This window comes from Falsirhodobacter halotolerans, assembly GCF_022899245.1.
Taxonomy (GTDB): Bacteria; Pseudomonadota; Alphaproteobacteria; order Rhodobacterales; family Rhodobacteraceae; genus Falsirhodobacter; species Falsirhodobacter halotolerans.
Map to the genome: position 1 here is coordinate 1,654,417 of NZ_JALJAZ010000001.1, position 23,149 is coordinate 1,677,565.

At 66.1% G+C, this 23,149-nt stretch carries 23 protein-coding genes and 1 tRNA gene; 17 read left to right on the forward strand and 7 right to left on the reverse strand.

Annotated elements, in window-relative coordinates; all coding sequences use genetic code 11:
- Positions 1-105 precede the first annotated feature (105 nt).
- The 3 genes from MU449_RS08715 to MU449_RS08725 are packed head-to-tail and all read left to right on the forward strand — an operon-like array spanning position 106 to position 3,130.
- A complete protein-coding gene (locus MU449_RS08715) occupies positions 106-1,308 on the forward strand; it encodes a pyridoxal phosphate-dependent aminotransferase (protein ID WP_244737631.1) in 1,203 nt (400 codons plus the stop codon).
- A gap of 3 nt (positions 1,309-1,311) precedes the next feature.
- Positions 1,312-1,719 carry a hypothetical protein gene (locus MU449_RS08720; protein WP_244737632.1) on the forward strand — a complete coding sequence of 136 codons (408 nt, stop codon included), beginning with the start codon at positions 1,312-1,314 and terminating at the stop codon, positions 1,717-1,719.
- Positions 1,720-1,756: 37 nt separating this feature from the next.
- A complete protein-coding gene (locus MU449_RS08725; RefSeq protein ID WP_244737633.1) occupies positions 1,757-3,130 on the forward strand; it encodes an L-serine ammonia-lyase in 1,374 nt (457 codons plus the stop codon).
- On the opposite strand, the gene MU449_RS08730 is transcribed toward MU449_RS08725, so the two are convergent.
- The gene (locus MU449_RS08730) at positions 3,111-3,776 is read right to left on the reverse strand and encodes a thiamine diphosphokinase (RefSeq protein WP_244737634.1); all 666 of its coding nucleotides are present in this window, start codon (positions 3,774-3,776) and stop codon (positions 3,111-3,113) included. The genes MU449_RS08725 and MU449_RS08730 overlap by 20 nt on opposite strands.
- A 120-nt stretch (positions 3,777-3,896) precedes the next feature.
- Here MU449_RS08730 and MU449_RS08735 point away from each other — a divergent pair, with 120 nt between their 5' ends.
- On the forward strand, positions 3,897-4,529 hold the full coding sequence (locus MU449_RS08735) for a hypothetical protein (RefSeq protein WP_244737635.1): 633 nt from the start codon (positions 3,897-3,899) through the stop codon (positions 4,527-4,529).
- Positions 4,530-4,554: 25 nt separating this feature from the next.
- Here MU449_RS08735 and MU449_RS08740 read toward each other — a convergent pair whose 3' ends face one another.
- On the reverse strand, positions 4,555-5,847 hold the full coding sequence (locus MU449_RS08740; protein WP_244737636.1) for an adenylosuccinate synthase: 1,293 nt from the start codon (positions 5,845-5,847) through the stop codon (positions 4,555-4,557).
- 162 nt (positions 5,848-6,009) lie between these two features.
- On the opposite strand from MU449_RS08740, the gene MU449_RS08745 reads away from it, so the two are divergent.
- From MU449_RS08745 to MU449_RS08770, 6 genes are read left to right on the forward strand one after another with little or no spacing between them, the layout of a single operon-like run.
- Positions 6,010-7,173, forward strand: a complete 1,164-nt coding sequence (locus MU449_RS08745; RefSeq protein ID WP_244737637.1) for a D-alanyl-D-alanine carboxypeptidase family protein — start codon at positions 6,010-6,012, stop codon at positions 7,171-7,173.
- A complete protein-coding gene (gene tmk, locus MU449_RS08750) occupies positions 7,170-7,790 on the forward strand; it encodes a dTMP kinase (protein WP_425310259.1) in 621 nt (206 codons plus the stop codon). The genes MU449_RS08745 and tmk overlap by 4 nt, the downstream gene beginning before the upstream one ends.
- Before the next feature lie 3 nt (positions 7,791-7,793).
- Positions 7,794-8,879 carry a DNA polymerase III subunit delta' gene (locus MU449_RS08755; protein WP_244737638.1) on the forward strand — a complete coding sequence of 362 codons (1,086 nt, stop codon included), beginning with the start codon at positions 7,794-7,796 and terminating at the stop codon, positions 8,877-8,879.
- Positions 8,880-8,882: 3 nt separating this feature from the next.
- Entirely contained in the window at positions 8,883-9,674 is a 792-nt protein-coding gene (locus MU449_RS08760) for a TatD family hydrolase (protein ID WP_244737639.1), read from the forward strand.
- Entirely contained in the window at positions 9,671-10,477 is an 807-nt protein-coding gene (locus tag MU449_RS08765) for an MBL fold metallo-hydrolase (protein WP_244737640.1), read from the forward strand. The genes MU449_RS08760 and MU449_RS08765 overlap by 4 nt, the downstream gene beginning before the upstream one ends.
- Positions 10,461-11,396, forward strand: coding sequence for an AEC family transporter (locus MU449_RS08770; RefSeq protein ID WP_244737641.1), 936 nt, complete (start codon positions 10,461-10,463; stop codon positions 11,394-11,396). Before MU449_RS08765 ends, MU449_RS08770 begins: the two co-directional genes overlap by 17 nt.
- Here the strand turns inward: MU449_RS08770 and MU449_RS08775 are convergent.
- Positions 11,393-12,685 (reverse strand): ATP-binding protein, encoded by a 1,293-nt coding sequence (locus MU449_RS08775; protein ID WP_244737642.1) that lies wholly within the window; start codon positions 12,683-12,685, stop codon positions 11,393-11,395. The genes MU449_RS08770 and MU449_RS08775 overlap by 4 nt on opposite strands.
- Before the next feature lie 52 nt (positions 12,686-12,737).
- On the opposite strand from MU449_RS08775, the gene MU449_RS08780 reads away from it, so the two are divergent.
- The 4 genes from MU449_RS08780 (at position 12,738) to MU449_RS08795 (ending at position 16,306) form a co-directional block, all read left to right on the forward strand.
- On the forward strand, positions 12,738-13,559 hold the full coding sequence (locus tag MU449_RS08780) for an MBL fold metallo-hydrolase (protein ID WP_244737643.1): 822 nt from the start codon (positions 12,738-12,740) through the stop codon (positions 13,557-13,559).
- Between the two features lie 112 nt (positions 13,560-13,671).
- Positions 13,672-13,746: transfer RNA gene (locus MU449_RS08785), tRNA-Asn, on the forward strand.
- 122 nt (positions 13,747-13,868) lie between these two features.
- Complete coding sequence (locus MU449_RS08790; RefSeq protein WP_342345651.1) at positions 13,869-15,827, forward strand: DUF6538 domain-containing protein; 1,959 nt, start codon at positions 13,869-13,871, stop codon at positions 15,825-15,827.
- A gap of 161 nt (positions 15,828-15,988) precedes the next feature.
- On the forward strand, positions 15,989-16,306 hold the full coding sequence (locus MU449_RS08795; protein WP_244737645.1) for a hypothetical protein: 318 nt from the start codon (positions 15,989-15,991) through the stop codon (positions 16,304-16,306).
- Positions 16,307-16,524: 218 nt separating this feature from the next.
- On the opposite strand, the gene MU449_RS08800 is transcribed toward MU449_RS08795, so the two are convergent.
- The gene (locus tag MU449_RS08800) at positions 16,525-17,253 is read right to left on the reverse strand and encodes a hypothetical protein (RefSeq protein ID WP_244737646.1); all 729 of its coding nucleotides are present in this window, start codon (positions 17,251-17,253) and stop codon (positions 16,525-16,527) included.
- Between the two features lie 223 nt (positions 17,254-17,476).
- Between MU449_RS08800 and MU449_RS08805 the strand changes: the two genes are divergently transcribed.
- Entirely contained in the window at positions 17,477-17,812 is a 336-nt protein-coding gene (locus MU449_RS08805; protein WP_244737647.1) for a hypothetical protein, read from the forward strand.
- Between the two features lie 289 nt (positions 17,813-18,101).
- Here MU449_RS08805 and MU449_RS08810 read toward each other — a convergent pair whose 3' ends face one another.
- Positions 18,102-18,329, reverse strand: coding sequence for a helix-turn-helix domain-containing protein (locus MU449_RS08810; protein WP_244737648.1), 228 nt, complete (start codon positions 18,327-18,329; stop codon positions 18,102-18,104).
- Between the two features lie 147 nt (positions 18,330-18,476).
- Here MU449_RS08810 and MU449_RS08815 point away from each other — a divergent pair, with 147 nt between their 5' ends.
- Together MU449_RS08815 and MU449_RS08820 are read left to right on the forward strand one after the other, a co-directional pair.
- Positions 18,477-18,923 carry a hypothetical protein gene (locus tag MU449_RS08815; RefSeq protein WP_244737649.1) on the forward strand — a complete coding sequence of 149 codons (447 nt, stop codon included), beginning with the start codon at positions 18,477-18,479 and terminating at the stop codon, positions 18,921-18,923.
- A gap of 31 nt (positions 18,924-18,954) precedes the next feature.
- Positions 18,955-19,590 (forward strand): hypothetical protein, encoded by a 636-nt coding sequence (locus tag MU449_RS08820; protein ID WP_244737650.1) that lies wholly within the window; start codon positions 18,955-18,957, stop codon positions 19,588-19,590.
- Positions 19,591-19,755: 165 nt separating this feature from the next.
- On the opposite strand, the gene MU449_RS08825 is transcribed toward MU449_RS08820, so the two are convergent.
- On the reverse strand, positions 19,756-20,700 hold the full coding sequence (locus MU449_RS08825) for a hypothetical protein (protein WP_244737651.1): 945 nt from the start codon (positions 20,698-20,700) through the stop codon (positions 19,756-19,758).
- 195 nt (positions 20,701-20,895) lie between these two features.
- Complete coding sequence (locus tag MU449_RS08830) at positions 20,896-23,070, reverse strand: AAA family ATPase (RefSeq protein WP_244737652.1); 2,175 nt, start codon at positions 23,068-23,070, stop codon at positions 20,896-20,898.
- Between the last annotated feature and the right edge of the window lie 79 nt (positions 23,071-23,149).

Sequence of the window (23,149 nt, forward strand, 5' to 3'; positions counted from 1 at the left end):
CTGCCGGACGCGCGGCGCAGAATCGCCCGGCGGGCATCTGCGCTTGCGTGCGGGTCGCCCGCACCCTAAGACAAAGGCGCGCCAGATTCAAACGCAGGACCCGCCATGGCCTTTCTGTCCGACACCCTTTCCCGTGTGAAACCTTCGCCCACCATCGCCGTCACCAACAAGGCCCGCGAATTGCAGGCCGCCGGTCGCGATGTGATCGGCCTTGGCGCGGGAGAGCCGGATTTCGACACGCCCCAGAACATCAAGGACGCGGCCAAGCGCGCGATCGATGCGGGCAAGACGAAATACACCGCCGTGGACGGGATGCCCGAACTGAAAAAGGCCATCTGCGACAAGTTCGCGCGGGAAAACGGCCTGACCTATCAGCCCAATCAGGTGTCGGTGGGCACCGGCGGCAAGCAGATCCTTTACAACGCCTTCGTCGCCACGCTGAATCCGGGGGACGAGGTGATCATTCCCGCGCCCTATTGGGTCAGCTATCCCGACATGGTGCTGCTGGCGGGGGGCACGCCCGTTCCGGTCGTCGCGGGGATCGAGACGAACTTCAAACTCTCGGCCGCCGCGCTGGAGGCGGCGATCACGCCGAAGACCAAATGGTTCATCTTCAACTCCCCCTCCAACCCCACCGGCGCGGGTTATACCCGCGAGGAGTTGAAGGCGCTGACCGACGTCCTGATGCGCCATCCGCATGTCTGGGTGATGTCGGATGACATGTATGAACATCTTGTCTTCGACGATTTCGAATTCGTCACCCCCGCGCAGATCGAACCCGGTCTTTATGATCGCACGCTGACCTGCAACGGCGTGTCCAAGGCCTATGCCATGACCGGCTGGCGCATCGGCTATTGCGCCGGTCCGGTGGAGCTGATCAAGGCGATGGGCACGATCCAGTCGCAATCGACCTCCAACCCCTGCTCCGTCTCGCAGCACGCGGCGCTGGAGGGGCTGACCGGCCCGCAAGAGTTCCTGACCGACAACAAGGCCCTGTTCCAGCGTCGCCGCGATCTGGTCGTCGGAATGCTGAACGAGGCACAGGGCATCGTCTGCCCCACGCCCGAAGGGGCCTTCTATGTCTATCCCGACATCTCGGGCTGCATCGGCAAGACCTCGGCCAAGGGGGTGGTCATCACGGATGACGAAACCTTCGCGAACGCGCTGCTGGAAGAAGAGGGCGTGGCCGTCGTCTTCGGCGCGGCCTTCGGTCTGTCCCCGAACTTCCGTGTCAGCTATGCCACGGCGGATGAGGTGCTGAAAGAAGCCTGCACGCGCATCCAGCGGTTCTGCGCAGGGCTGACCTGACCGATGCCGGCGCGCTTGCCCTCCCTGTATTTCCGCATTCGCGACACGGGCGCGTCGGTGTTTCGTATCGATACGGAACACCGACACCAGCGGCTTGAGATGGAGCATCTGGCCAATATCAACATGGCCAAGGGCGATTACCGCACCCAAGGTGAGCGCACCGCCACGCCGGAGGAGGATGCGGCGATCCGCGACTGGATCGCCACCCGGCGCCAGACCTTGGACATGCGGGCCCGCGACGACGTCATGCGCCTGATCGACGCGCTGAACCTGACCACCCAATGGGCGCATGGACGCGCGACGGACGCGGATCTGGACCTTGTGACCGACCCACTGCTGATGGCGATGCACGATCTGCGGGCGACGCTGGTGCGCAAGATGGCCGACCGGCTGGACCCCGGCGAGGATTGAACGGTATAGTTTCCGGCAACCAACCGGGGACGCGCCGATGTTTCTTTCCGTATTCGACATGTTCAAGATCGGCATCGGCCCGTCGTCGTCCCACACGATGGGGCCGATGGTGGCGGCCGAGCGTTTTCTGGACCTGGTGCGGGGGCTGAAATTTCATCCAAAGGGTCTGAAGGCATCCCTACACGGCTCGCTCGCCTTTACCGGCGTGGGCCATGCGACCGATCGCGCGGTCATCCTGGGCCTTGCGGGATTCCGCCCCGACACGTTCGATGCCGACGCCGCCGAGAAGTGTCTGGCCCGGATCAAGACGACGGGCCGGATCACCCCGCCCGGCCTGCCCGAAATGCGGTTCGATCCGGCCCGGGATCTGACCTTCGACATGGGGCCGCCGCTGCCCGGCCACACCAACGGCCTGAACCTGAGCGCGACCGACGCGCAAGGCGACCGTCTTCTGTCCCAGACCTATTACTCCATCGGCGGTGGTTTCGTCGTCACGGCTGAGGAGATGACAGAGCCGACCGCCGCGCCCGCCGGGGCCGATGTGCCGTGGTCCTTTCATACGGCGGATGCGATGCTGGCCATGGCCCGCCGCTCTGGCCTGTCCATCGCCGCGATGAAGCGCGAGAACGAGCTGCGCCATCGCAGCGCCCCCGATCTGAAGCAGGGGCTGGCCCGGATTCATCAGGTGATGGACGACACGATCGAACGGGGGATCGCCTCGGACGGGATCCTGCCCGGCGGCCTGCGGGTGCGGCGGCGGGCCAAGGCCCTGCATGACGCCCTGATCCGGGAACGGGGGACGAATCAGGCCCCGCCCCACACGATCAACGATTGGATCGCGCTTTATGCCATGGCCGTGAATGAGGAAAACGCGGCGGGCGGGCAGGTCGTCACGGCCCCCACCAACGGCGCGGCGGGGGTGGTGCCGGCGGTCCTGCGCTACTGGTTGCGGCATGTTCCGGGCGCGCGGCCCGACCGGGTCGAGGATTTTCTTCTGACCGCCGCCGCGATCGGCGGGTTGATCAAGCACAATGCCTCGATCTCGGGCGCCGAATGCGGGTGCCAGGCGGAGGTGGGGTCGGCCAGCGCGATGGCCGCGGCGGGCCTGTGCGCGGTTCTGGGCGGCACGCCCGAGCAGGTTGAGAACGCCGCCGAAATCGCTTTGGAACACCATCTGGGCATGACCTGCGATCCGATCAAAGGGCTGGTGCAGGTGCCATGCATCGAACGCAACGGCCTGGGCGCGATCAAGGCGGTGTCGGCCGCCAGCCTTGCGCTGCGCGGCAACGGCACACATCTTGTCAGCCTGGACGCCTGCGTGGAGACCATGCGCCAGACCGGGCGGGACATGGACGCGCGTTACAAGGAAACGTCCTTGGGGGGGCTGGCGGTCAACGTGCCCAATTGCTGACCGCGCGGATCAGGGCGCCCAGACGGCGGCGCGGCACGATCAGGATCATGCCCGGCCCGTCGAAATCCAGGGTGACACGTCGATCAAGGGCGGCGTTCGACGTGCCGATCGGCCCCATGGGCTGGAAATCCAGATCGTTGATCGGCCAACGCAGGCCCATGGCGCGGCCACGGACCGGGCCCATCGGGCACAGGGACACGCGGTCGCCCACCGCCAGTTCCAACGCGATCGGGCGCGACAGGTGCAGCGCCACGTCCCGCCGCCCGATCAGCAAAAGTGCCCGCCGATCCTCGGCCAGACTGCGCAAGGCGGCGAAGGTGTGATCCACCCGCCCCCCCAGAAATCCCAGCCCAAGGATCAGCGGCGCGTCAATCGCCCGCAGCGCCTTGTCGAGGTCGGTGCTGTCCTGTTCGGCGACGGGATGCAGGCGCCCGGCCAACCGGGCCCGCGCCGCCGGCCCCAGCGAATCCAGATCGCCCACCACCGCATCCGGCATCACCCCGGCCCGCAGCGCCGCCTGCGCCCCGCCATCCGCCGCCACGACCCGATCCGACCGCGCAACGCAGGCCCGCAGATCCCGCAGGGCCACTGGCCCGCCGCCGATCAACGTGATCGCAAGGGATGATTGAACAATCGCGCCTGTCATGCGAGTGAGGGGGCCATTCGACCAGAAATACCCAATGGGAACCTTTCCACCATCCCGGCTTCAACCGCGATCTGTTTACCAAGAACCAGACCCGGATCGGGCCGGAGGGGCGGACACCGTATGAGCGGACAAAAAAAAATTCTGACCGTCTCTTACGGGACCTTCAGCTGCACCTTGGAGGGATTTGACGATCCCATCAACACGTTGCAGCAGGTGACCGCGCATTTTCAGAAGTTGACAACCGCCGATCCCGGCTTCGGGACGGGGGCCGTTCCCGCATTGTCGCCCGCCCCGCCCGAAGACGCGGCCGTGGATCGCCTGATCCGAACCTCCGATACCCATATGAGCGAACCCGAAAACAAACGCCGCCAATCGGCCATCCAGCATCTGAAAGCCGCCGTTGCGGGCCGTGTCGCCACCCGGCTGGAGGCGGCGCCCCCCGCACCGGCCCCGCCGCGCGCCGACCCCGCCCCTATCTCCACCGGGTTTGCCAGTTTCGCCGACCACCTGACGGCGGAGACGCCGCCCGAACTGATCGAGGCGGCGGCGGTCTGGACGTTCTGCGTGGAAAACCGCCCGACCTTCACCCGGCAGCAGGTGCTGCGCCACGTCGCCAGCCTTGGCAGCCTGACGCATGAGGTGATGATGCAGGCCTTCGAGACCCTGGTGCGGGAGGCGATTCTGGAAAAGCAGGAGCGCGGCCGGTTCGCCCTGACCGCGCGGTCGCTGTATCTGCGCGAAGTGCGTGGCTGATCGCTCTGCCGCGCCTTTCCCGACGTCAGTCCGCGAAGGGGTCCGTAACCAGGATCGTGTCATCCCGCTCGGGCGAGGTGGACAGCATCGCGACCGGGCACTGGATCAGCTCCTCGATCCGGCGAACGTATTTGATCGCCGCGGCGGGAAGGTCGTTCCAGGACCGCGCGCCGGCGGTCGATTCGCTCCACCCCTCCATCTCTTCATAGATGGGGGTGCAACGGGCCTGCTGGTCGGCGGCGATGGGCAGGTAATCCAGCCGTGTGCCGTCCAGATCATAGCCGACGCAGATCTTAAGCGTCTCGAACCCGTCCAGCACATCAAGCTTGGTCAGCGCGATGCCCGACACGCCGGAGGTGGCGCAGGTCTGGCGCACCAGAACCGCGTCGAACCAGCCGCAGCGGCGTTTGCGCCCGGTGACGGTGCCGAATTCGTGCCCCCGCTCGCCCAGACGCTGGCCGTCGGCATCCTGCAATTCCGCCGGGAACGGGCCTTCACCCACGCGGGTGGTATAGGCCTTGACGATGCCCAGCACGAAATCGATCGAATTGGGGCCAAGGCCGGTGCCCGTCGCCGCCTGCCCCGCGATCACGTTGGACGAGGTGACGTAGGGATAGGTGCCGAAGTCGATGTCCAGAAGCGCGCCCTGCGCCCCTTCGAACAGGATGCGCTTGCCCGCGCGGCGCGCCTCGGTCAGCACCTTCCAGACCGGGGCGGCATAGGGCAGGACCTGAACCGCGATCTCGCGCAGTTTGGCCAGAAGCGCGGTGCGGTCCACCGGCTCCATCCCGAGACCGCGGCGCAGCGCGTCGTGATGGACCAGCGCGCGGTCCACACGCAGTTCCAGCGTGGCGTCGTCGGCCAGATCGGCCACGCGGATCGCACGGCGCCCCACCTTGTCCTCATAGGCCGGTCCGATGCCGCGCCCCGTGGTGCCGATCTTGGCGACCGACGCCTGGCTTTCCCGCGCACGGTCCAGCTCGCCATGCAGCGGCAGGATCAGCGGCGCGTTTTCGGCGATCATCAGGTTGTCGGGCGAAATCTCCACGCCCTGCCCGCGCAGCTTCTCGATCTCGGACACCAGATGCCACGGGTCCAGAACCACACCGTTGCCGATGACCGAAATCTTGCCTCCACGCACGATGCCCGACGGCAGCAGCGAGAGTTTGTAGACCGCCTCGCCGATGACCAGCGTGTGGCCGGCGTTGTGGCCGCCCTGAAAGCGCGCGATGACATCGGCGCGCTCGCTCAGCCAGTCCACGATCTTGCCTTTTCCTTCGTCGCCCCACTGGGCGCCGACGACGACGACATTGGCCATATGGCGGTCCTTTCCGGTCCTTGGTCAAACCGTCTGTGCTATAGCCGCTGTGGCGCTGGGGTGAAACCTGAAAATGCCAGCGGGGTCGTGAACGGCGCGCCCTTCCCTTGGCGGGCATCCGCTTTTATGGTGGCGCGCGACAGGATTTGGAAAGGATGCGCGATGAAACGCCTGATGCTCGCCCTTCTGGTGACGGCCCTCCCCACGGCGAGCCTTGCGTTCGAGACGCGCGCCCAGGCGGCCTGGGTCTATGACGTGACCACCGGCACGGTTCTGCTGGACAAGAACGCGCAGGCCCCGCTGCCGCCGGCGTCTATGTCTAAGCTGATGACGCTGAACATGCTGTTCGAGGCGCTGCACGATGGCCGCGTGACGATGGACACCACCTTCCCCGTGTCGGAGAAGGCTTGGCGCATGGGCGGGTCGAAGATGTTCGTCGAACCCGCCGACCGCCCCTCGGTGGAGGAGTTGATCCACGGCATCATCATCAATTCCGGCAACGACGCCTGTGTCGTGGTGGCCGAAGGGCTTGGCGGCACAGAGGAGAACTTCGCCCGCATGATGAACGAACGCGCCGCCGCCCTTGGGCTGAGCGCGTCGCATTTCGCCAATGCCTCGGGCTGGCCGCATCCCGAACACCGCATGTCGATGCATGATCTGGGGGTGCTGGCCGTGCGCCTGATCACCGAATTCCCGGAACTGTATCAGAATTTCGCGTTGACGAACTTCAACTACAAGGACCGCGTGCCGTCCAACGCCAACAACCGCAACCCACTTCTGGCGCTGGAGGCGGGCGACTGGCATGCCGACGGCCTGAAGACCGGCCACACGCAAGAGGCGGGCTATGGCCTGACCGGATCGGCCGTGTCCTCAATCGACAACCGTCGCGTGGTCTTCGTCCTCAGCGGGCTGCAGAGCGAGGCGGACCGGGCGGCGGAATCCGAGGCGGTCGTGAACTATGCCTTCCGCCAGTTCACCCAGAAGAACGTGGTGCGTGCGAACCAGCGCGTGGGCACGGCCGATGTGTGGATGGGCGGGGCCGAACAGGTGGGCCTCGTGGCACCCGACGGCGTGTCGCTGCTGGTGCCCGCGCAGGCCCAGAACGACATCACCGCCGAGGTCGTCTATACCGGCCCGATCGAGGCCCCCGTCACCAAGGGGCAGGAGCTGGGCCAGCTGATCGTCCGCGTGCCGGGAATGGAGGATCACACCGTCCCGCTGGTGGCTGAAAGCGACGTGGCCCAGGGCGGGTTCGGCACACGCCTGTCCACCGCCGCCCGTGTTCTGGCGGATCGGTTCCTGGCTGCGGACCAGCCCGCCTCGTGATCGACGCGCGGCGGTTCATCAGCTTTGAAGGCATCGACGGGTCGGGCAAATCCACCCAGGCCCGCCGTCTGGCCGACGCCCTGCGCGGCACGGGGCGCGACCTTGTCCTGACCCGCGAACCCGGCGGCAGCGCGGGGGCCGAGGAGATCCGCCGTCTGGTGCTGGAGGGGGAGGCGGACCGCTGGTCGGCGGGGACGGAACTTCTGCTGTTCACCGCGGCCCGCCGCGACCATGTGGAAAAGACCATCCGCCCGGCGCTGGCGCGGGGCGCAACGGTCATCACCGACCGTTTCGCCGACAGCAGCCGCATGTATCAGGGTCTGCGCGGCGGACTGACGGCGCAGGTGGACCAATTGCACGACGCCTTCGTGGGGATCGACCCCGCACTGACCTTCCTGATCGACCTGCCGCCCGAACTGGGCCTTGCCCGCGCGCAGGCGCGCCATGGCGCGGAACAGCGGTTCGAGGATATGGGACTGGATTTGCAACGCCAGATGCGCGACGGGTTCCGGGCGCTGGCGCAGGCCCATCCGCGCATCCGCGTGATCGACGGCGCGCGCGATGCCGACATCGTGGCCGCCGACATTCTGGCCGTCGCCCGCGCGCATCTGGGGTAACGCATGGCCGAAACCGAGCTTCCCGAACCCGACCGCGTGGAGGGCGCGCCCCATCCCCGCCATACGCCCCGCCTGTTCGGGCATCAGGCAGCCGAGGCGGCGTTTCTGGACGCCGCACGCTCGGGCCGATTGCATCATGGCTGGCTGATCAGCGGCCCGCGCGGGGTGGGCAAGGCGACGTTCGCCTGGCGGATCGCACGCCATCTTCTGGCCGGAACGCCGGACATGGAGGTGCCCGCGGATCACCCCGTGGCGCGGCGCATGGCGGCCCTGTCGGAACCGCGCCTGTTCCTGCTGCGCCGCGGCGCGAATGCCACCGGCAGCGCCCTGTCCGCCGACATCCGCGTGGACGAGGTGCGCAAGCTGAAATCCTGGCTGACGATGAGCGCGGCGGATGGCGGGCACCGTGTGGCCATCATCGACACCGCCGATGACATGGCGAGCGCCAGCGCCAATGCGATTCTGAAACTACTGGAGGAACCGCCCCCCCGCGTGACGCTGCTTCTGATCAGCCACCAGCCCTCGGGGCTTCTGCCCACCATCCGGTCGCGCTGCCGAGAACTCCGCCTGCCCGCCCTGCGCGCCGAGGCGATGCGTGATGCGCTGACGCAGGCGGGCGCGGTGGTCGACGACCCGCTTTCCCTGGCCGAACTGGGCGGAGGATCGGTGGGCGAGGCGGTGCGGCTTTTGAACCTCGACGGGCTGGAGGCGTATCAGACGCTGGTCGATCTGATGGGGACCCTGCCCCGGTTGGACCGCGCACGCGCGCTTGCCTTGGCCGAATCGGCGGCAGGGCGCGGGGCGGAAGCGCGGTTCGACCTGATCGTCGGCCTGATCGACCGGTTTCTGGCCCGGCTGGCCCGCGCGGGCACCCTTGGCACCACCCCGCCCGAGGCGGCCCGGCACGAGGCGGACGTGATCGCGCGCCTTGCCCCCACCCCCCGCGCCGCGCTGAAATGGGCCGAGTTGCAGCAGACCCTGGGCGCACGGGCGCGAAAGGGACGGGCCGTGAACCTTGACCCTGCCGCGCTTCTGATGGATATGATCCTGAAGATCGACGGGATGGCGGCCGAGCTCGCCCAGAGATGAGCGATGACCGAACAGCCACATATCGTTGACAGCCACTGTCACCTCGACTTTTCCGATTTCGATGGGGAACTGCCCGATGTGATCGCCCGCGCCCGTGCGGCGGGGGTGCGCCGGATGGTGACCATCTGCACCCGCATGGATCACGAACCCCGCGTCCGCGCGATCGCCGAAGCCTATGACGGCGTGTTCTATGCCGCCGGCGTCCATCCCATGCGCGCGGGCGAGGAAACTCCGGTCACGGTGGACCAGCTTGTGGCGCTGGCCGCGCATCCCAAATTCGTGGGCATCGGCGAAACGGGGCTGGATTACCATTACAGCGTCGACAGCCTGCGCGCGCAACAGGACAGCCTGCGCGTCCACATCGCTGCGGCGCAGCACACCGGCCTGCCCCTGATCATTCACGCCCGCGCGGCGGATGACGACATGGCCCGCATCCTGACCGAAGAACATCGCGCGGGGGCGTTTTCCTGCGTGATGCACTGCTTCTCCTCCTCGCCCGAACTGGCGCGGACGGCGCTGGATCTGGGGTTCTATCTGTCGATGTCGGGGATCGCGGCCTTTCCACGGTCGTCAGACCTGCGTGACATCTTCGCGCAGGCCCCGCTGGACCGGATTCTGGTGGAGACGGACAGCCCCTATCTCGCCCCCCCGCCCCATCGCGGACGGCGAAACGAACCGGCCTTCACCGCGCTGACGGCCAAGGTCGGCGCGGAGGTGTTCGGCCTGTCCCTGCCCGAATTCGCCGCCGCCACCACGGCCAATTTCGACCGGCTGTTCACGAAAGCCGCCGCATGATGATGCGTCTGACCATCCTCGGATGCGGTTCGTCCGGGGGGGTCCCGCGTCTGGGGGGCATCTGGGGGGCGTGCGATCCGGCGAACCCGAAGAACCGCCGCCGCCGCTGCTCGCTTCTGGTGGAACGGACCGGGGCGGAGGGGACGACGCGGGTGTTGATCGACACCGCCCCCGACATGCGCGACCAGCTTCTGGACGCGGGCGTGGGCGCGCTGGATGCGGTCGTCTATACCCATCCCCATGCCGACCATGTGCACGGGTTGGACGACCTGCGGCAGATCGTGTTCAACACCGGCACCCGCCTGCCCGTCTGGGCCGACGCCGCCACGGAGGAGGCCCTGCTGGCCCGCTTCGGCTATGCCTTCACGCAACCCCCCGGATCGTCCTATCCCCCGATCTGCGCCATGAACCGCATCGACGGGCCGTTCACGGTCACCGGCGCGGGCGGTGCCATTCCGTTCCGCCCGTTCCACGCCCGCCACGGCAACATCGACGCCTTGGGCTTTCGCATCGGGCGGGCGGCCTATCTGCCCGACGCGGTGGCGTTGCCCGATGCGGCTTGGGACGAGCTGCGCGATCTGGACCTTTTCATCGTGGACGCCCTGCGCCGCGCGCCCCATCCCACCCATGCCCATCTGGCGCTCGCGCTGGACTGGATCGCCCGCGCACGGCCCCGCCGCGCCGTGCTGACCAACATGCATGTCGATCTGGATTACGCGACCCTCTCGACCGAACTTCCCCCGGGGGTCGAACCGGCCTTCGACGGCATGACATTGGACCTCCCGCATGAGCGCGCTTCTTGACATCATCCTGCCCGTCTTCCTGATCATCGGCTTCGGCTATGCGGCGCGCAAGACGAACCTGATCCTCGACTCGGGGGTGGACGGGATGATGCGATTCGCGCAGAACTTCGCCATCCCGTGCCTTCTGTTTCGCAACATGGCCACGCTGGACATCGCGGCGAACTTCGAGCCGGGGATCTTCGCCGCCTTCTATTCCGGGGCGTTCTTCTGCTTTATCGCCAGCGGCCTTCTGGCCTTTTACGCGTTCAAGCGCGCGCCCGAGGATTCGGTGGCCATCGGGTTCTGCTGCCTGTTCTCGAACTCGCTGCTTCTGGGTCTGCCGATCATGGAGCGCGCCTATGGCAGTGCGGCGCTGGCCGGGAACTTCACCATCATCGCGCTGCATTCCCCCATCCTCTATACCGCCGGCATCGCGGCGATGGAGGTGGTGCGCGCGCGTGGCACCGGCCTGTCCCCCACGGCACTGACGACCAAGATCGCCAAGCAGATTGTCCGCCAGCCGCTGGTCATCGGGATCTTGCTGGGTCTGGCATGGAACCTGTCCGGCCTGCCCCTGTTCGCCGTGGCGGACGGCGCATTGCAACTCATGGCGCGCGCGGCCCTTCCGGTGGCGTTGTTCGGGCTGGGGGGCATTTTGTGCCAATACAGGTTCGGGGGCGACATGCGGGTGATCGGCATGATCTGCGCCCTGTCGCTGATCGTGCATCCGCTGATCACCTTCACCTTGGGCAAGGCGGTCGGGCTGAACGTGGACCAGCTTCGTTCGGCCGTCGTGACGGCGTCGATGGCACCGGGGGTGAACGCCTATCTGTTCGCCAACGCCTATGGCGTCGCGAAACGGGTCAGCGCGTCGAGCGTGCTTCTGGCGACCGCGCTGTCCATCCTGTCGATCGTGGTCTGGCTGCACATCCTGCCCTAGCGGGCCAGAACGATCTCGGCCCGCAAGCCGCCCATGTCCGCGCTGCTGCCCAAACGAAGATGGCCGCCGTGGCTGCGGGCGATGTCGGCGGCGATGGACAGGCCAAGGCCCACACCGCCGCCCAGGTTGGGATCCCGCTCGGCCCCCAGCCGGGTGAAAGGGGTCATCGCCTCGTCCCGCTGTTCGGGGGGGATGCCGGGGCCGTCATCCTCGACCACGATGCGCAACGTGCGCTCGCCCCGCAGCAGGCTGACCCGCGCGGTGGTCCCGTACCGTATCGCGTTCATGACCAGGTTCTCGGTCGCGCGGCTGACGGCCTGGGGGCGCAGGGGCACCTCGGCGTCATCGGCGATGTCCCCCTCCTGAACCGATTGCCCCATGCGGCGGGCATTCGCCACGATCTGGCGCAGAAGCGTGGACAGGTCGGTGGTGACCACCTCCTCGGTCGCGTCCCCGCGGCTGAAGGCCAGAAACTCGTCCACCAGCCGTTCCATGTCCTGCACGTCGCGCAGAAGGTCGCGCACCTCGTCCTCGTCCATCATCGCCAGCTCCAGCTTCATCCGCGTCAGCGGGCTGCGCAGGTCATGGCTGATACCCGACAGCATCAGGGTGCGCTGTTCGATGAAGCGTTCGATCCGCGCCCGCATGTCGAGGAACGCGTTGCCCGCCGCCCGCACCTCCAGCGCGCCCCGCGGGCGATAGGGGATGGACCGCCCCTTGCCGAACGCCTCCGCCGCCTGGGCCAGCCGCGCAATGGGGCGCAATTGGTTCGACAGGAACAGAAAGGCGATCACGGTCATCAGGATGGAGGTCACGATCATCAGCACCAAAAGCTGGTGCGGGTTCGAGGCGGACATGCGGCGGCGGCTCACCTCCACGTTGATCGGTCCGCGATCGGTCTGCAACAGCAGAAGAACCATCGAATTGTCCCGCTGAAGGTCCACCGCCGTCACCGGCAGGCCGTCGCGCAGGGTGGCGATGATCGCCCGCCCGGACACGTCGAAGAAGTCGCGACGATCCGCGCCTCCGGTCCAGTAGGCAGGGTCGGTCACGGTGAAATGCAGCTCATCCGCCACGCGCGCGGCCAAGGCCGGGTCGGCGTTGAACGCGTCGAGGAACAGCGACAATTCCAGCTCCACCCCGCGCGACATCTGCTGGGTCACCCCCTCGTAATGGCGCTGGATGAACTGCAACGCAAAGACGAGCTGGATCGTCAGGATAGGCAGGATCAGGATCAGCGCGGCCCGACCGTAAAGGCTGCGCGGAAGGGGGATGCGAAATCTGGACATGGGCGAAGCTTACAGCCTTGGCCTGCCTGCGCAAACCGCTATCATCGCGCGAATGGACATATCCCTTCCCTATGGCCAGGTCACGTGGCCCGAGCCCGGCATCCGCTGCATCCTGGCGCCCAACCCAACCCCGATGACGGGGCGCGGCACCAACACCTATATCCTTGGCACGGGAAAGGTTGCGATTCTGGACCCCGGCCCGGACGATCCGCGCCATCTGGCCGCACTGACCGACGCGCTGCGGGACGAGGAGGTGAGCCACATCCTCCTGACCCACGATCACGCCGACCATCTGGCGTTGGCCCATCGCCTGTCGGACACCGTGCGCGCGCCGATTTGCGGCCTTCGAACCCCGCAGAGCACCTACGAGCCCGATCTTCATCTGGCCGATGGCGATATTCTTGGCGATGCGACCTGGCGCGTGCAGGCCATTCACACGCCCGGCCACACCGACGACCACCTTTGTTTCGGCATGGGCGACATCTGCCTCACGGGCGATCACGTCATGGGTTGGGCCACCAGCGCCATCATCGCCCCGCGCGGGCGGGTGGACGCCTATGTGGCCTCGCTGAAGCGGCTTGCCCTGACGCCGTGGCGGCGCTTCCTCTCGGCCCATGGCGATCCCATCAACCAACCGGCCCACCGCCTTGACGTTCTGATCCGTCACCGCCTGGCGCGCGAGCGCGCGATACTGGACGTGCTGACCACCGGCCCCAAGACGCAGGCCGACATCGTCGCCGCCCTCTACACCGGTTTGCCGGAGGGCCTGATGCGCGCCGCCACCCGCAACGTCGAAGCGCATCTTCTGGACCTTCTGCGCACCCGGAAGGCCGCGTTCGACGATACGGGCCATTACCGCACCCATGCCGAATGACGTGTCTTATCCATACCTTACCGACGCCCGGTTCTTTTTTTCGATCCAGCCGGAAAAATCGCAAAAACGCTCTGGACAGCCCCGGAGCGAGCCAGTAATACACCCCTCGTGTTCCGGCGTAGCTCAGCGGTAGAGCAGTTGACTGTTAATCAATTGGTCGTAGGTTCGATCCCTACCGCCGGAGCCAAAACTTCCGCAAGTCGTTGAAGTTGCTACGATTTTCCTGATCTCGCTTCGGCGTGTCACATTCAGGTGTCACACTGCCCTGCATGATCCGAGGGCCGCCCGCGCATCATGCGAGGATCGGCCATGGGCCATACCCTTCATCTCTTTCGGCGGGGCGACACCTATCAATGGCGCCGTCGCCTGTCGTCTCCGTCCACAGGTTCGTGGGTCCTGCAGGTGTCCTTGAGGACGACGGACCCGGCTCGGGCGCGTATACTCGCACGCAGATTGACTGCCGAGAGCGACCGCATGCTGGACCAGATCCACGACGAAATCCTGACCCCTGCCGAGGCCAGCGCCTGGCTCCGCCATGTCGTGACCGAGGAGATGGCACGCGCCCGCAAGAATCGGGACATCATCTTTGCCGACGGCGGGGCGGACGCACGTGCCGACTGGGCGATGGCGACGGCGTGGCGGATGCTGGCCCGGCGGAGCGTGAACGCCGAGTTGGAGGACGAGGACATCGAGGAACTCCAACGGCAAGGTCGCTCGGCAGCGGATGTCCACCAGCTCGACGTCACGCTCGACATGCTCGGGCAGGAAGTCCGGAGCGAGCCGCGTATCCGGAAGATGGCACGGGCATTCCGCGACCTGACAGGGCGCGGCGATGCGCACATCCCGGTCCCGATGCTCCTCCAACTCCGGAAGCTTTTCGTCGAAGGTCGGGCGGCTGCATGGGAGAAGATGCCCGAGGATCAGGGCATGAGCATCGCGTCGGAACTGGCTGCCAGCCTTGCCGAGGATATCGTCAGGAGTGAGCGGGATACTTTCTTGGATGCGGTGAAACCATGGGATGGAGTCATGCGCGCGGCGGAGCCTGTGGTGCCGGCTCCGATCGTTCCGGATGATGGCATGGAATTGGTATCCGCGCCATGTGTCACACCGGTTCCCGAAAGCGCCGCGTCTGCGACAGATCATCGTCACGCGCTTCCCCCCACTGTGCTTGACCTGTCGGAGCCCGGGTTCGACCCGGAAATCTCGAGTGTGATCGACAGGCTTGTCGCGCAGAAGGCACGTGCGAACGTTTCCTCGGTGACCTTGCAACAATACCGGACGTTCGGGGCACTGTTCATGCGGGTCACGGGAGTTGCAGATGTTCGAGGCATCCGGAAACATCACGTGGCACGGTTCCGAGACGTGCTGCAACGCATGCCGAAAAGTTGGGGTAAGAGCCCGGGCGACGCGAATGCAACAGTAGAAGACATGCTCGCCAAGGCTCGCACCCTGCCGAAGGATCGCGTTGGCCTCGCCCCTAGCACGATCAACCGCCACCTCGAAAACCTCAAGCACTTGCTCGAACATGCTTCGGATGAGGGCATCCACATCGACGAAAAAGTTAAGCCGGCCCGACTGCGGCTGGCAGAAGAAAAGCGAGAGCGGGACAAGCGGTCATCTTTCCGCCGCGCCGAACTGGAGGCACTCTTCCAGCACACAATCTGGCAAGGTTGCAAATCGCACGCTCGCCGGAATCATTTCGGGACCGAGATCATTACGGACGGCCTTTACTGGGTCCCGATCCTCGCGGCGTATACTGGCGCACGACGGGAGGAGTTGGCGGCCCTCACCGTTCGGGATGTCCAGGTCGAGGACGGCGTTCACTTCTTGAACCTCGCCGAAAACGACAACCGAGGCTTGAAAAACTTTTCTTCAGTGCGCCGTGTGCCGCTTCACGATCGGGTGCTCGCATTGGGCTTCATGGACCATGTCCAGAAGGCGCGCCGGCGGGGAAAGGACGTTTTCCCGGAACTCCGGCCCATGAAACATTCGAAGGACGATCGGTCGAAGAAGTTCGGAGACCGGATGTATTACGCGTTCGGGAAGGCGCTGGAGCATATTTTTGAGGGTAATCCCCGGAAGCTGTGCCTGCACTCCATGAGGCACTACGTCCGTGACCAGTTGGCCCTCGACACGACCATCGCCGAGAAAGTTCGCTACGACCTCATCGGCCATGAGATGTCGGATGTCGACAGCCGGACCTATGGCGAAGCCAGTCCTCTACAAGCGCTTCATCAGGCGATCAACAAGCTTCCGGTGGTGATCTGAGACCGACATCACGCGTTTTATCCTGATCGCTAAACGACACCCTGCCCTGAGATTTCGATTTTCACGATCTCGGGGCATCCTGGACATCAAGGCTCCTGCGCCCCGGGTGTATTCGTTCCGGACGAGGAGAATTCAGGATTTTATCCGATCAGGGATGCGACATGGCAAGACGGAAGGCGACAGACGAACGGCCCCGGCGGCGCGAGATCTACGCGACGGATTCCGAGTGGGGCCGGATCACGATCCTGGCGCGCGACCACGGTCTGAGCATCTCACGCTATCTGGTCGAACGCCCGGACCCCGAGGTCCTTCCTTCCATTCCCCGCACGCCTCAGCTTGCCCTGGCCGTTGCCCGCATGCATGCCGAGATCGAGGACCTGGCGGCCATGGTGAATGATCTGCCCGGGGCGTTGCGGCTGCTTCCCAGGCTTGTGGCCGTGGAGCGGGTCCTGATCTCTCTGGCCCAGGACATGTCATGATCACCACCTGGTCCCGCATCGATCCGGATGCCACGTTCAAGGGCCTGTCGAAATACTTCCCGGACGTCGCCGTTCGGAAGAGGATCGGTGCAACATACACTACGATCGTCCGGGATCCGGCCCCTGAACCGCTGGTCGGCGATGCCACCGTGGTGGCGCAGGTCGTCGACCATCTGCGACATCGCCATCGGGCCAGTGTCGCCACCCTGTCCTTCGCGTCATCGGACATCCCCGTCCCGGACTTCAACGCAGGGAGGGGGCCCTATCGCGACCGCGTGGCGCGCATCCTGACCCTCGCGCTGGAGGTGGCCTTCGCGGGCATTCCGCCGGGCCGCCGACCGCCCGTCTATGCCAACGCGCACACCCATACCGGACGCGTGGAGATCAACCTCATCCTGCCGCGCATGGTTGTGCTGCCCGGTGGGATCGTCCGGGCCCACAACCCGCATCCGCCGAACGCGGCCAGCCGTCGCCTGTGGGACGCGTTCACGGCGACCGTCAACACCAGGTTTGTCTTCCGCGACCCGCTTTGGCCTGAGAACCAACGTCTTGTCGCCTTGCCAGACCCGCACCTCAAAGACCAAGCCGAGGCGCGGAGAGCCGGGGTGGTGCCCGAACGCACGCATGTCGACCTGGTGGCCGAGTTGATCATGGACCTTCACCGGCGCGCGCCATTCGCGGATCGTGCGGGACGTCTCGCGGCGATGGCGCCGCAGCTTGACGCCTGGTCGGTTGAGATCGCATCCCGGTCGGACGACGCGGTCACGTTCCGGGCCCCCGGAACGACGTTCCGGCTCGGGGGCCTTCTCATGGCCCAGGGGCAAGGAGGTGATGCATCGACCGAGACGGCGTTGAGAACCGCTCAGCTCGATCGCGCCGCGGAGATCCTGGATGTGGAGATGCTTCATCGGGCCGCCGGGCATGCGGTCGCCTACAAAGTGGATCATGCGGTGCGCCACCCTCTGGACATCCTCGCTGACATCCCCGTGCCGATCCCACCGCAGCACCCGGGTGCGAGGCCCGGCACGACCACGATTTCCTCGCGGCTGATCGCTGTCGCGACCAAGGCAATGGCCCACCTTCGGGATCTCGTGCTGACGTCTCTCATTCGACGATCGCTTTCCGCTGTCCCTTCCCTCATCCCTATCCGCCATCGACTGGAGCGCCTGAATGCCCGATACGACCTCCCCATTGCCCGACCTGACCGAACTGCTGACCATCAACCGCACGCTCGCCCGGCTGATCGAGCCGTTGGAGACCCTGCTGGCGATGGAACGCGCCCCGGGGATCGGGCAGCGGCTCGAGGAGTTCATGTCCGAGCTCTCGGGCATCCGGGTGCAGATGGACCGCGCGGCCACCATCATGCAGACGGCTCTCGAACGGCGGGAGGCGGAGGTGGCGCGAGAGCGCCAGACAGCGTCCATGATCGCAGAGATGCGGAAGGACATTCAGGCGCTCAAGGCATGGTTTTCCGCCCCCCCATCGGAAGTCGAGGAGACATCCTGATCCGCCTCCGGAGAAGTGCCGCCGATCAGTCCCCCCCTCTGGACGTCAGACTGGCGGGGACGTCGCGCGGCTCCATCCGCATCTCGGGTCGGGGACTCCGGGCCGAGGTGGGCCGGCATGGGGCCTACGATATCCTGTGCCGGGATGACCAAGCCGCAGAGAACCTGACGACGCTTCTGTTCGGTGCCGGTATCCCGTTACCGAAAGCCGAAGACGGCCCCTCCCCGATCTAGAGATCCGTTCGACGTTCGCCTGTTGGAAGGAAGTGCTGGCGAATGGTCGGGCCGCTTCACGGGTAGTCTTTGTCCCTGAGCAGGTCGGACGCCTTCAGTCCCAGGACCTGCGCGAGGCGATCCACGACATCGATCGACGCGCTGTAGACGCGGCGCTCGAGCGCGCTGACATAGGTCCGGTCGATGTCGGCCTGGTGGGCCAGCTCTTCCTGCGACCAGCCCTTGGCGCGGCGGGCCTTTTTCAGATTTTCAGCGAATATGTCCCGGATGCTCTGCGTGTTCATCGGCCGGAACACAAAGAATTGACGCGTATATTGCCACGGAGTATACTCGACATACCGTGTCTCGCGTCCGAGAGAGCCACCTCGGGATGCGTCCCGCAGCCATCTCGCGCGGCGTCCGGCTGTTTTACCCTGACCGGAGGAAGCCCCGTGAACCTGCCCCGCTTTGCCCGCCCCACCGCCGTCCTGTTCGCGTTTCTCGTCGGCACGTCGGCCGCTCAAGCCGCATGGGACCATGCGTCTGCGCCGGGTGGTCAGTATGAGGGAACCGCTGCGGGCGATGGCCTGCGGATCGAGTATGGCTGCACCGGGTTCAGCGCCCGCCTGCGGATAGCCGTGCCGGGCGACCATGCAGGCCCCGCCCGCGTGAAGGTCGATGGGCAGGAGATCACGACAGTCGCCCTCACCCACCGCCCAACGCTCAAGGCCAGCACCATCGACCTGGACGCCGATACGCCCGCCGCGAAGGCCGCGCTGAACCGGGTGATCGACGCGCTGGCGGGGGGACGCGAGATGACCGTTGTCACCGCCGATGGTCAGGCGGGGACGCTGTCGCTCTCCGGTTCCGCCCCCATCCGCAACTGCCGCGCCCAATAATCCCCGGACGCTCTCTGAACAGGACAACCGCATGACCGACACAGCATCGCCCATTACCCTCGCCGCCGGGATCATCGTTGCCGCCCAGAACCAGACCGTCGCCGAGGTGTCCGGATCCTCGCACCAGTCCGGGGTGCTGGGCTACTCGGCCAACGGCACCGGGATGACCGTGGGCGGCGGTGGCTCCGGACACGTCACTACAAGCGTGGTCAACGTCGAGAAGGGATCGCTCGAGCGTTACGCCGACGGCTACGAGATCAGCTACGACTTGCGGATGGCACCGTTCCTGCGCCTCGGGGAGGACGCGGCGCTCATTTATGCAGGCGAACGCTGCATTGGAGCGGCAAAGCTCAGGACCGGCCAGTGGCGCACCGAGGATCTCGACTTCGGCGCTATCCAGGGCATCAAGGTCATGGATTCGACGATCCGAGTCGGAAGTTTTATCGGGCTTTTCGCCTTTCCGGCCCTGACCGGAAACTACCTGCTTTCGCTGGCCTGCATCGCTGCATTCATTGCGTCGGTCTATGTGGGTCGTGGCAAGAAGAAAGAGGCTTACGAAGCGAACCGGGCGGCGATCACCGCCGAGGTGGCGAAGGTTCGAGAGCAATGGGCGGATCGGATTGGGCAGCGGGACGTGCCGATGGGCGAGATTCGCGCTTCGGCATGACAATCAGCGGCGTGGTCCGGTAAAGTTCCGAGGCGGATTCTCCCGGCAGGGCAATCTGGATGAGGAAACGCGCGCGGGACTATGCCGGTCCCCTGCGTCGGAAAAAGAGTCGGCCTGGACGATTTGCATCGCCAGGCTGGTTCCCTAACATCCATTCCCGAGGTGTCAGAAGCGGATTTCCACCTCCGTCTTCGCCTCCGGGCACAGATACGTTCCTGCGTGAGCCGAGGCGGGCACGAAGTCCGTTGCCGGATGGTCTGCGGGGGACATGACGGTCAGTCCGAAGGTGTAGGCGTCCTCCTCGCCATACCGAACGAATTGACCGCCTTCAGGCGTATCGGTGTGGACGACAATGAATGCATTGCCGTGATACTCTTCCATCAGCGTGTGCAGCAGGGTGAATTTCGGCCCTTCGGCCATACTTCCGAGGCTGAGCCCCAGCAGCTCGTCCGGATCGAGGTCGAAGGTGTCGCGCGGATCCACATCGACATCCGCGCACATTTCCTTGCCAGCCTTGATGGCGTCCTCGAGTGCTTCGACGGCATCCCGCACTTCGGCTTCCAGGTCGGCATCGACATCCCCAGTGGCATCGAATGCGGCTTTGACCCTGTCGATTGCCTCCCGGATATCGTCGTTCGCGCTATTCAGGCTGTCGACACTCAGGTCCTGCACCGATACGAGGTCGAAATCAGTGCCAACCACTGCCATGCCGTCATCGTCCACCGCCCAGATTTCCATATCCTCGAGATGCGCAGGGATCCGATTCGACGGCAGATCCGAGAGGTCGATCACCTGCTCCAAGGTTCGCCACGAGGAGCGGCGGCAGAGGGATCCGAGATCGTTCAGCCAGCGGACCAGAGTCCTCGCATCCACCGTGTTCCACCCTGCGATGTCGTCAGCCAGCAGAGCGATCTGTTCCTCGATGTCCTCCTCCTCGCCGTCTTCGTCCCCATCGTCTTCATCTTCATCTTCGTTTTCGTCTTCGACGCTGCGCTCTTCTTCGACGTTGTCGTGCGCGGTGTCACCGACTTGCTCCACGTCGGCATCGCCTTCGTGCTCAGTATCCTGGGTTTCGCCATTCAGGCGGAGTTCGTCGTCCTGTTCGGCCATGCGGCCCTCCTCAATCGATCTTCAGTGGCGTCTTCGATGCTGCATGATAACCTCTTCAAGATAATGTTTTATAACGATATTATTTGTAGATAGAGAAATAGTTCTGTGGAAAACCACTTGACGGGAAAGTCTCTCCTGAGCGTGCGTGCCACTTACGGACAAGCGGCACGTCCCAGACGAGGAGGAGCATACCGCTCATCTTTCCACCTCCGGCACCTGCGCCAGCCACGCGTCCAGATCCGCCCCCGTCAAGCGCCGCACCTCGCACAAGGCGTCCGCCATCCGGATGAGCAGGTCCTGCTGGTCGGCGAGAATGCGTCCGGCGTGAACCTCAGCCGCCATCAGATCGCGCCGAACGCGGTCGCGGACCTCCGGATCGCGCAGGGCGGCCTGCGGCGTCTCGGACCAGAGCGGCCCCTGCCAGCCGATGCCGAGCTGAGCGTGGACTCCGGTGGCAAGAAGCGTAGCTTGCGCCAAATCGGACTCCGGACCGCCCCCGGCGCCGGCGGAGACATCACCGAGAACCAGTGCCTCGGCGGCACGGCCCGCTAGATGCACCGCCAGTTCCCCGTCGAACTCCGACCGGAGGCCAACAGCCGGATGCCGCGTTCGGGCCGCCTCACCGCCTCCGGGGCCGATCGCAAGACGGGTGATCGTGCTGCCGCCAAGGGCCGTCGCCACGATCGCGTGCCCGCATTCGTGGATCGCCACGCGGCGGTCGATCTCGGTCCTGTCGGCATGGAGATCGAGGGCGCGCACGATGTCGTCTTCCGAGATGTCGCGGCCTGCTCTCCGGACAGTCGCCAGCGCCGTCCGCACCCCGGCATCGACCGCGGCAGACGTTTGACCAACCGCCCGGCGGGCGAGGGTTCGGAGCGTCGCCTCCGGAAGCCGCCCCTCCAGATGCTGCGACAGGACGAACAGAAGCAGGTCCGGCCCCGGGAGCGGCATTTCGACCCGCAGATCGAACCGCCCCGGACGGACCAGCGCCGGATCGATCCGATCCGGAAGATTGGTCGCGCCGATCAGGAGGGTGCCCGCGCAGCGCAGCACTCCGTCGATCTCCTGCAGGAGACCGTTGATCACCTGATTGCGGTAGTTGCTGTTGTGACGTTCTTCGTCGGACCGGGACCCGACGGCGTCGAGCTCGTCGAGGAACAACACGCAAGGGGCCTTTCGACGCGCAGTCGCGAACGTCTCGCGCATCGCGCGCAACATGTCGCCCAGGTGGCCGCTGGCCTGCCACTCGGCGAGGCTGCCCTGGATCAGCGGGATCCCCGCAACCTCGGCCACCTGATGCGCGAGATACGTTTTGCCCACGCCCGGTGGGCCATACAGAAGGAGCGAACGCGGAATCTCGGACCACGCCGTCTCATCCGCCTGCCACGCCCGGAGGTCGGCCAGCAGGCCGCGCGCCGCCTCCACGGCGGGACCGCTTCCCGGAATGTCGGCGGCCCGGCTTCGGAGGGTTGCGGCCCCGATCTCCGCCAGGCGTTCGGCCACCGCCCGCGCGGTGCGCGCGCGGAAGGCCGCGTGAAGCTCCGGAGGCTCAAGCGCCCGCAGCACGCGATCCTCCGGGAGGACGGCCCGCACCGCATCCATGTCGATGCGCCCTGTGGCGGAATGCGAATGCCGCAGCGCGCAGATCAGCATGTCGGCATCCAGCGGCACCACCGGGACCGGACGGGGCAGCAGCCGGAGGAGCGCGCCGGGAAGCGGCGCCGCGCCGGGCATGAGGATCAGAAGGGTCCGGTCGACAGCCAGTGCCGCGCCGACGGCGCGGGCGAACCGAGCGGGACCATTGCGGGCCATCTCGCCGTCGGTGATCTCCGGCTGCAGCAGCATCAGTTCCGGGCCGGCGGGCGCGCGGGTGGTGAGGGTCCGGATGATCGGACGGGCCTTGTCCACGATCCCGCGCCGCAGGACGCGCCCCACGACCTCGACATCGCGAAGCTCCGGAACCGAGAGCACGGTGATCGTTCTGGGAGACAGCGCCTGCTCCAGCGCCTCCGGAGTCCGGAACGTCGCGGCCAGCCGGGCCGCCATCAGGAGATGCGTCACCGGCACCCGGACGGCGGGACGATCGCCGCCATCGGCGTTCGTCGCGACCGGATCCCCGCCCTCGGCGCGGATGTCCTCCGCCATCCCGGGAGGCAGCCGCGCGGCATCCGCATGGGCCAGGAGGCTCTCCAGCGGCGGCCGGACTGCGGGGATCGGCCAGGGTTTGTTTTCGTCACCGTCCGTGCCCTCGTCCTCCGGATCGGCGGGGCGCTGCGGATCGGTGTGATAGGCGCGAAGCTGGGCGATGATGCGCGTGGCGAGGGTGTCCCAGTCGGGACGCGGGGTGGTGGTGATCGAAGGTCTGGGCATGACGGACTCCGGACGGCGATCCCGGACGGGGCCGGGATCGGGGAACTCTGGAAGCAAGGAAGAAGAGGACGCAGACGGC

Excerpts from the sequence above, each read along its gene's own strand:
- MU449_RS08715 (WP_244737631.1), top strand. The coding sequence starts at position 106 with ATGGCCTTTCTGTCCGACACCCTTTCCCGTGTGAAACCTTCGCCCACC.
- MU449_RS08720 (WP_244737632.1), top strand. The coding sequence starts at position 1,312 with ATGCCGGCGCGCTTGCCCTCCCTGTATTTCCGCATTCGCGACACGGGC.
- MU449_RS08725 (WP_244737633.1), top strand. The coding sequence starts at position 1,757 with ATGTTTCTTTCCGTATTCGACATGTTCAAGATCGGCATCGGCCCGTCG.
- MU449_RS08730 (WP_244737634.1), bottom strand. The coding sequence starts at position 3,776 with ATGACAGGCGCGATTGTTCAATCATCCCTTGCGATCACGTTGATCGGC.
- MU449_RS08735 (WP_244737635.1), top strand. The coding sequence starts at position 3,897 with ATGAGCGGACAAAAAAAAATTCTGACCGTCTCTTACGGGACCTTCAGC.
- MU449_RS08740 (WP_244737636.1), bottom strand. The coding sequence starts at position 5,847 with ATGGCCAATGTCGTCGTCGTCGGCGCCCAGTGGGGCGACGAAGGAAAA.
- MU449_RS08745 (WP_244737637.1), top strand. The coding sequence starts at position 6,010 with ATGAAACGCCTGATGCTCGCCCTTCTGGTGACGGCCCTCCCCACGGCG.
- MU449_RS08755 (WP_244737638.1), top strand. The coding sequence starts at position 7,794 with ATGGCCGAAACCGAGCTTCCCGAACCCGACCGCGTGGAGGGCGCGCCC.
- MU449_RS08760 (WP_244737639.1), top strand. The coding sequence starts at position 8,883 with ATGACCGAACAGCCACATATCGTTGACAGCCACTGTCACCTCGACTTT.
- MU449_RS08765 (WP_244737640.1), top strand. The coding sequence starts at position 9,671 with ATGATGATGCGTCTGACCATCCTCGGATGCGGTTCGTCCGGGGGGGTC.
- MU449_RS08770 (WP_244737641.1), top strand. The coding sequence starts at position 10,461 with ATGAGCGCGCTTCTTGACATCATCCTGCCCGTCTTCCTGATCATCGGC.
- MU449_RS08775 (WP_244737642.1), bottom strand. The coding sequence starts at position 12,685 with ATGTCCAGATTTCGCATCCCCCTTCCGCGCAGCCTTTACGGTCGGGCC.
- MU449_RS08780 (WP_244737643.1), top strand. The coding sequence starts at position 12,738 with ATGGACATATCCCTTCCCTATGGCCAGGTCACGTGGCCCGAGCCCGGC.
- MU449_RS08790 (WP_342345651.1), top strand. The coding sequence starts at position 13,869 with ATGGGCCATACCCTTCATCTCTTTCGGCGGGGCGACACCTATCAATGG.
- MU449_RS08795 (WP_244737645.1), top strand. The coding sequence starts at position 15,989 with ATGGCAAGACGGAAGGCGACAGACGAACGGCCCCGGCGGCGCGAGATC.
- MU449_RS08800 (WP_244737646.1), bottom strand. The coding sequence starts at position 17,253 with ATGATCCACTTTGTAGGCGACCGCATGCCCGGCGGCCCGATGAAGCAT.
- MU449_RS08805 (WP_244737647.1), top strand. The coding sequence starts at position 17,477 with ATGCCCGATACGACCTCCCCATTGCCCGACCTGACCGAACTGCTGACC.
- MU449_RS08810 (WP_244737648.1), bottom strand. The coding sequence starts at position 18,329 with ATGAACACGCAGAGCATCCGGGACATATTCGCTGAAAATCTGAAAAAG.
- MU449_RS08820 (WP_244737650.1), top strand. The coding sequence starts at position 18,955 with ATGACCGACACAGCATCGCCCATTACCCTCGCCGCCGGGATCATCGTT.
- MU449_RS08825 (WP_244737651.1), bottom strand. The coding sequence starts at position 20,700 with ATGGCCGAACAGGACGACGAACTCCGCCTGAATGGCGAAACCCAGGAT.
- MU449_RS08830 (WP_244737652.1), bottom strand. The coding sequence starts at position 23,070 with ATGCCCAGACCTTCGATCACCACCACCCCGCGTCCCGACTGGGACACC.